4 protein-coding genes are annotated in these 6,219 nt (G+C 65.0%); 2 read left to right on the plus strand and 2 right to left on the minus strand.

Annotation, left to right across the window (positions count from 1 at the left end):
- Nucleotides 1–40 precede the first annotated feature (40 nt).
- The gene (gene ggt, locus IEV75_RS02290) at nucleotides 41–1,771 is read right to left on the minus strand and encodes a gamma-glutamyltransferase (RefSeq protein WP_188450913.1); all 1,731 of its coding nucleotides are present in this window, start codon (nucleotides 1,769–1,771) and stop codon (nucleotides 41–43) included.
- A gap of 68 nt (nucleotides 1,772–1,839) precedes the next feature.
- Complete coding sequence (locus IEV75_RS02295) at nucleotides 1,840–2,793, minus strand: LysR substrate-binding domain-containing protein (protein ID WP_188450914.1); 954 nt, start codon at nucleotides 2,791–2,793, stop codon at nucleotides 1,840–1,842.
- A 351-nt stretch (nucleotides 2,794–3,144) separates the two neighbouring features.
- Here IEV75_RS02295 and IEV75_RS02300 point away from each other — a divergent pair, with 351 nt between their 5' ends.
- Nucleotides 3,145–5,535, plus strand: a complete 2,391-nt coding sequence (locus tag IEV75_RS02300; protein WP_188450915.1) for a TonB-dependent receptor plug domain-containing protein — start codon at nucleotides 3,145–3,147, stop codon at nucleotides 5,533–5,535.
- 116 nt (nucleotides 5,536–5,651) lie between these two features.
- Complete coding sequence (locus tag IEV75_RS02305) at nucleotides 5,652–6,179, plus strand: P1 family peptidase (protein WP_188450916.1); 528 nt, start codon at nucleotides 5,652–5,654, stop codon at nucleotides 6,177–6,179.
- Nucleotides 6,180–6,219 lie beyond the last annotated feature (40 nt).

The raw sequence follows: 6,219 nt of genomic DNA on the forward strand, positions 1-6,219 counted from the left end.
GGATAGGTTGCTGGCCGGGAGTTCACGATGGGGCTTCCCCCTAAGGCTGGCGTGCCACCCCGTCCCGGCGTGGATCGGCCCCGCCCTCCAGCGTGCCGTCTGCGGTCATGCGGATGATATGCAGGCCGGAATTCTCGCCCTGCTCGCCGCGTATGTCATGACCGAGTGCCCGCAAGCCCTTCAGCAGCTCTGCATCAAACCCGCTTTCAATCCGGACGACATCGCCGCGCGCCACGACATTGGGCAGCTCGATTGCCTCCTGCGGGGTCAGGCCCCAGTCCAGCATGGCCACCAGCGTCTTGGCCGTGTACGCGATGATCGATGCGCCGCCGGGCGAACCGGTTGCCAGCAGGAAATCGCCTTCCGCATCCAGCACGATGGCAGGCGACATGGAGGAGCGTGGCCGCTTGCCGCCGGCAGGGGCGTTGGGGTGGGTTTGTCCGTCTGCGTTGCGGGGCAGGAACGAAAAATCTGTCAGCTGATTGTTGAGCAGAAACCCGCCCTCGGTCATCCGGTTATTGCCGAAGAAGGCTTCCACCGTGCTGGTCATGGAAACGACATTGCCAAACGTGTCGCGGATCGAAAAATGGGACGTTCCCCTATTGTCGGGCGCGCTGTCAGGCATCAGTTCGGGCGCGCCTGGCGGTGTGCCGTGGCTTGCCTCGGCGATCACCCCTGACGGAGAGATGAGGCGGCGGCGCTCGGTGAGATAGCCGTGGTCGATCAGGCCATCGACGGGCACATCGGCAAAAGCCGGATCGCCGACATACTGGTCCCGGTCTGCATAGGCGAGGCGGCTGGCCTCTATGAAGAAATGCCACCCTTCCACCGTATCGGGGCCAAAGGCGCTCATCTCGAAGCCTTCCAGCATGCCCATGATGGCTCCAAGGGCCACGGCACCGGATGAGGGCGGCGGGGCCGAGCACACCCTGTAGATCCGGTAGGGCATGCAGAGGGCTTCGCGCCGGACCGGCTCATAGCTCGCCAGATCCTCCAGCGTCAGCACACCGCCGCGCGGCTCGTCTCCGGCAAGTGCCACGATCTGGGCGGCTATCTCTCCGGTGTAGAAATTGCGCCAGTCCGCGGCGATCTGCCTCAACGTGCCGGCATAGGCCGGATTGGTGCGGATAAAGCCTTCGGGGTGCGCGTTGCCTTCCTCGTCATAGAAGTAGGAACGCGCCGGTTCCCGCCGAGACAATTGCGAAATCTGCGCTACGCGGGTGGCCTGGGAATGGGTGCGGCCGGATATCGGAAAACCTGCTTCGGCAATCTCTATGCCCGCCTCGAAACCGGCTGACCAGTCGAGCCGGCCATGCTCCTCATGCGCCATGGCCAGCATGGCGACGGCGCCGGGCACACCGGTGGAGCGTCCGCTCTGCCAGGCATCGACAAAGCCCAGCGGATCGCCGTTCCCGTCCAGCCAGTACTCTTCTGTCGCTGCTGCGGGCGCCGTTTCGCGGCCGTCATAGACCGTGACCGCCCCTGTCTGTGCATCGTAGCGGACCATGAAGGCGCCTCCGCCGAGACCGGAGCTTTGCGGTTCGACCAGACCCAGCACCATCTGAACGGCGATGGCCGCATCGACCGCATCGCCGCCGCGGCGCAATGCCTCCAGTCCGGCCTCGACGGCCAGCGGATGCGCGGCGGAGACCATCGCCTCCTCGCTCCCCGCAGCGGGAGCGGCTGAGGCGTCGTGCGGTGCCTCACCGCCTGAGCAGGCAACCAGAAGAAGCGGGAGAATGGTGGCGGCAAGCAGGCGGTCAAGGTGCATGGATGGTCTCTCTTCTCGGATGGTGACAGACGGTAAAACTGTGTTGGCGGGTGCGGTTTGGCCAGGCCCTAGACTCCCGCTGTTTCAAAGGGCCGCGCCTCCTCGGCAAGAAAATCTGCGAGCGCGCGCGCAGCGCGGCTCAGCGGGCGTCCTTCGGGAGACAGCAGATGATAACGCCAGGACAAGGGCGTAACCCCGTCGGCGATCAGTGTTATCAACCGGCCCTCCGCGACGGCGTTTTCGGCAAGTGAGGCGCGCACCAGCGCAACACCGCGCCCGGACACAGCGGCACGCACGGCATGATCGGGCGCACTGACATGATCGCCCTGGGCCAGGTCGCTGCGGTGCAGCCCCCGCCGGGCCAGCCAGACCTGCCAGTCGGGCTGGGCCGGATCGCGCGTCGGGCTTGTATCGTGAATGAGCGGCAAGGCCAGCACGGCCTTGCGCCAGTCGCCATCGCACTGTTCGAGCAGGTCGGGCGCAACCGCCGGCATCAGGCTGTCTGACAACAGGGGGCGCACCACATAGCCGGGCCACTGCCCGTCGCCGAAGCGGATCTCAATATCCAGACGGAAGCGGTCAAGATCGTCCGCGCCGGGATCGCTGATCAGGCTGACATCATTGCGCCCTGCCCGGGCGAGGCGCGGGGCCAGCCAGGCGGCGGCAAAGGCACCGGGAACACCCAGCCGTACCCTGGCAGGCATCGCGCCGGCCGAGCGCAAGCGCGCACTGGCTTCGGCCAGGCTGGCAAAGGCCTCGTGCAGATAAGGCGCGGCGTCGGCGGCCTCCACGGTCAGCAGAACGCCCTGGCCGGTCCGCTCCAGCAGGCGGGTTTTGAGAACATCCTCCAGAAGGCGGATCTGTTGCGATACGGCACCCGGAGTCACGCCCAGCTCTCTCGCAGCTGCAGCAAGGCTGCCGCGCCGGGCAGCTGCCTCGAAGGCGCGCAAGGCATTCAGCGGCAGCAGGGTTTGCGGGGCCTCAGAGGTCTCGTCCGCCGTCTTCAGATTTTCTAATGCCATCGCTTAGGTTCGCTCGATTGTGTTTCCACTTGGCAACAGGCTCCCTGCCTACAAGATATTGCTGATCCTGTCGATTGGCTTCCAGTTGGCAGCAGGCTTTTTATACGGGGCATAGCGCATGACATTAGCTATTCTGGCGGTGAGACGTGGGGTGGAGGCCGCGGCACGCAGTGTTGCGCAATGGCCACTCACGTCACCCAACCGTCATGAACGCATGGCTGCAGGACTGGAAACCGGGAATCCGAGCTCAATGTCCGGACAGGTCTAGCCTCACAGAATGACATGTGCTGCAGGGCAGCATCGTCAAAACACCGCATTTTCCGAAGCTTCATCATCGAGGGGATTGGACCCATGAAAACACTACTCACCAGTACCGCCATCGCGCTCGTCGCCGCTGGCGCCGGCCTGGCCCAGCAACCTGCCGGCACCACCGAAGACATCATTGTGGTTACCGGCACGCGCTCGGAAGGGCGCACCGCCCTGCAAACCCTTGCTCCGGTCGATGTGATTTCCAATGCGCAACTGGAAGCCAACGGTTCGACGGAGCTGAATGTCGCCCTGAACTATGCGGTGCCGTCCTTCTCTTTCCCGCAACCCTCGCTGACTGACGGCACGGACAGTGTGCGCCCGGCGACGCTGCGTGGTCTTGGCCCGGACCAAACCCTCACCCTCGTCAATGGCAAGCGCCGCCATGTCAGCGCGCTGGTCAATCTGAACGGCTCGGTCGGCCGGGGTTCGGCGGCTGTTGACCTCAACACTATCCCGACCAGTGCGATCGGCGCGGTCGAAGTGCTGCGCGACGGCGCGGCAGCCCAGTACGGCTCGGACGCCATTGCCGGCGTCATCAATGTGCGCCTGCGCGAGGCGCGTGAAGGCGGCGGCGCCACGCTCACCTACGGGCAGAATGTGACAACCGTGCCGCTGCTCAGCGGTGACCGGGACGAAACCGACGGTGAAACCTTTACCGCCGCCGCCTGGGCGGGCCTGCCGCTGGGTGCAGACGGCTTCCTGACCATTTCCGGCGAGTTCCGCGACCGCAGCGCCACCAACCGCTCCGGCCCCGACCCGCGCCAGCAATACCCGGCGGCCGGTGATCCGCGCGAGGCCAGCTTCAACCGCCTCAATCACCGCTTCGGAAATCCGAATGCGCGTGACATCACGCTTCTGGCCAATGCCGGCATCCCGTTTGCCAATGGCAATGAACTTTACGGTTTTGCGAGCTATCAGAACCGCGAGGCGGACTCGGCCGGCTTCTACCGCCGCGCGCTTGATGCCCGTAACGTGCTGGCCATCTATCCGGACGGCTTCCTGCCGCTGATCGCGCCGGAAGTGGAAGACTATTCGGTGGGCGGCGGCCTCCGGGCGCAGCTGGGTGAATGGTCTGCCGATGCGAGCCTGGTCTATGGCCGCAACCAGATCGACTACACGATCGAGAACACGCTCAACACCACGCTCGGCGCAGCCAGCCCGACGGAGTTCTATGCCGGCCGGCTGGCCTACAGCCAGGCGGTGGCCAATTTTGATCTCGTGCGCCAGTACGCGGTCGATGCTTTCGCTGGCCCGCTCAATGTGGGTCTGGGGCTCGAGGCACGTTTTGAGAACTTCGAGATCGGTGCCGGTGAGCCCGGCTCCTACATCCAGGGCGCCTTCCCGGGCGCGCCGGGCAGCCAGGTCTTCCCGGGTTTCCAGCCCAGCAACGAGGTCGACGCCAGCCGCGAATCCTTCAGCGCCTATATCGACCTGGAGGCCGACCTTACCAGCCGCCTTACCGTATCGGTGGCGGGCCGGTACGAGAATTATTCCGATTTCGGTGATACGCTGAACGGACGCATTGCAGGCCGGTTTGAACTGACCGACGCGCTGGCGCTTCGCGGCTCTGTCAGCACGGGCTTCCGCGCGCCGTCCCTGCACCAGTCCTTCTTCACCTCCACCGCGACCGTGTTCACCGGCGGCGTTCCGTTTGAAACCGGTACTTTCCCGGTTTCCAGCCCCGTGGCCATCGCGCTGGGCGCAACGCCGCTCGAGGCCGAGACCAGTGTGAACTACTCGCTGGGCGCGGTGTTTGCGGCCGGCGGATTTGCGCTCACGATCGATGCCTACCGCATCGAGATCGATGATCGCATCCTCCTGTCCGAGAACCTGAACTCTCCGGAAGTGCAGGCCATCCTGCCGGCCGGTGTCACCTCTGCCCGCTTCTTCCTGAATGCCGCTGACAGCACCACTGAAGGTGTGGACATCGTGGCAAGCTATGGCTGGTCTGTGGAGAATATCGGCGAGTTCAACGCCACGCTTGGCTATAACTACAACACGGTGGAGCTGAGCAATATCCAGTCCACTGGCGTGCTGTCCTCGCTGACCCCGCCCCCGACAATCTTCGGGCGCCAGTCCACCTTGCGTCTGGAAGAAGGCACGCCGCGCGACAAGTTCATCCTCGGGCTCGACTGGTCTCGCGACCGTTTGGGCGGCTTTGTCCGCGCCACCCGCTTCGGCGAGACGCTGTCGCCGGGCACGGCAGCGGCCAGCGACGTGCAATTGTCCGAGCAGTGGGTCGTCGATCTTGAAGGCAATATCGATATCACCAGCCGCGTGAACTTCGCCCTTGGTGCCAATAACGTCTTTGACACCTATCCGGACAATGTTCCGGCCGGGCTGAACTTCAACGGCATCCTGCCCTTCTCCAGCTTCTCGCCTGCGGGCTTCAACGGCCGCTATGTCTATGGCCGGGTCCGCGTGAACTGGTAGGCTTTCCTCCCGTCTGCTGACGGTTTTGCCCCCGCAAGGTGCGCCTTGCGGGGGTTTTTCTTTCCGCAAGGGTCTGATCTGGCTAGCGTCGGGAGAGCAGACAGAGGGATCAAGCCATGCACAACGATCTTACCGACATTGCCGGGCTCAGCGTTGGACAGGCCGAGGACGAGACGGTGCGCACGGGTGTCACGCTCGTTCTGTTCGACGAACCGGCCATTGCCGCCATCGATGTGCGCGGCGGCGGGCCAGGCACGCGCGAGAGCGATGCCTTGCGGCCCGGCGGGCTGGTCGAGGGTGTGGATGCCATCGTGCTGTCGGGCGGGTCGGTCTACGGGCTGGGCGCAGCCGACGCGGTATGCGCGGCGCTGGGCGCGCAAGGGCGGGGCTTCGCCCTGATGACGCAGCCGGGCATACCGGCCTCACCCATCGTGCCGGCCGCTATCCTTTATGACCTGGCCAATGGAGGCAATAAGGAGTGGGGCGATCAGCCCCCTTACGCCAGGCTGGGCCGGGCCGCACTGGACGACACCCGAAAGCGCGGCCGTGTTCGCCTTGGCAGAGCCGGCGCGGGCCAGGGTGCCATGGCCGGAACGTTGCCCGGCGGAACCGGATCGGCTAGGGCGTGGACTCATAAGCTCTGACCCAGAGTCTTGCTGATGCGAGTGCGATGGCGGCCAGGAA

This window comes from Glycocaulis albus (genome assembly GCF_014639075.1).
Taxonomy (GTDB): Bacteria; Pseudomonadota; Alphaproteobacteria; order Caulobacterales; family Maricaulaceae; genus Glycocaulis; species Glycocaulis albus.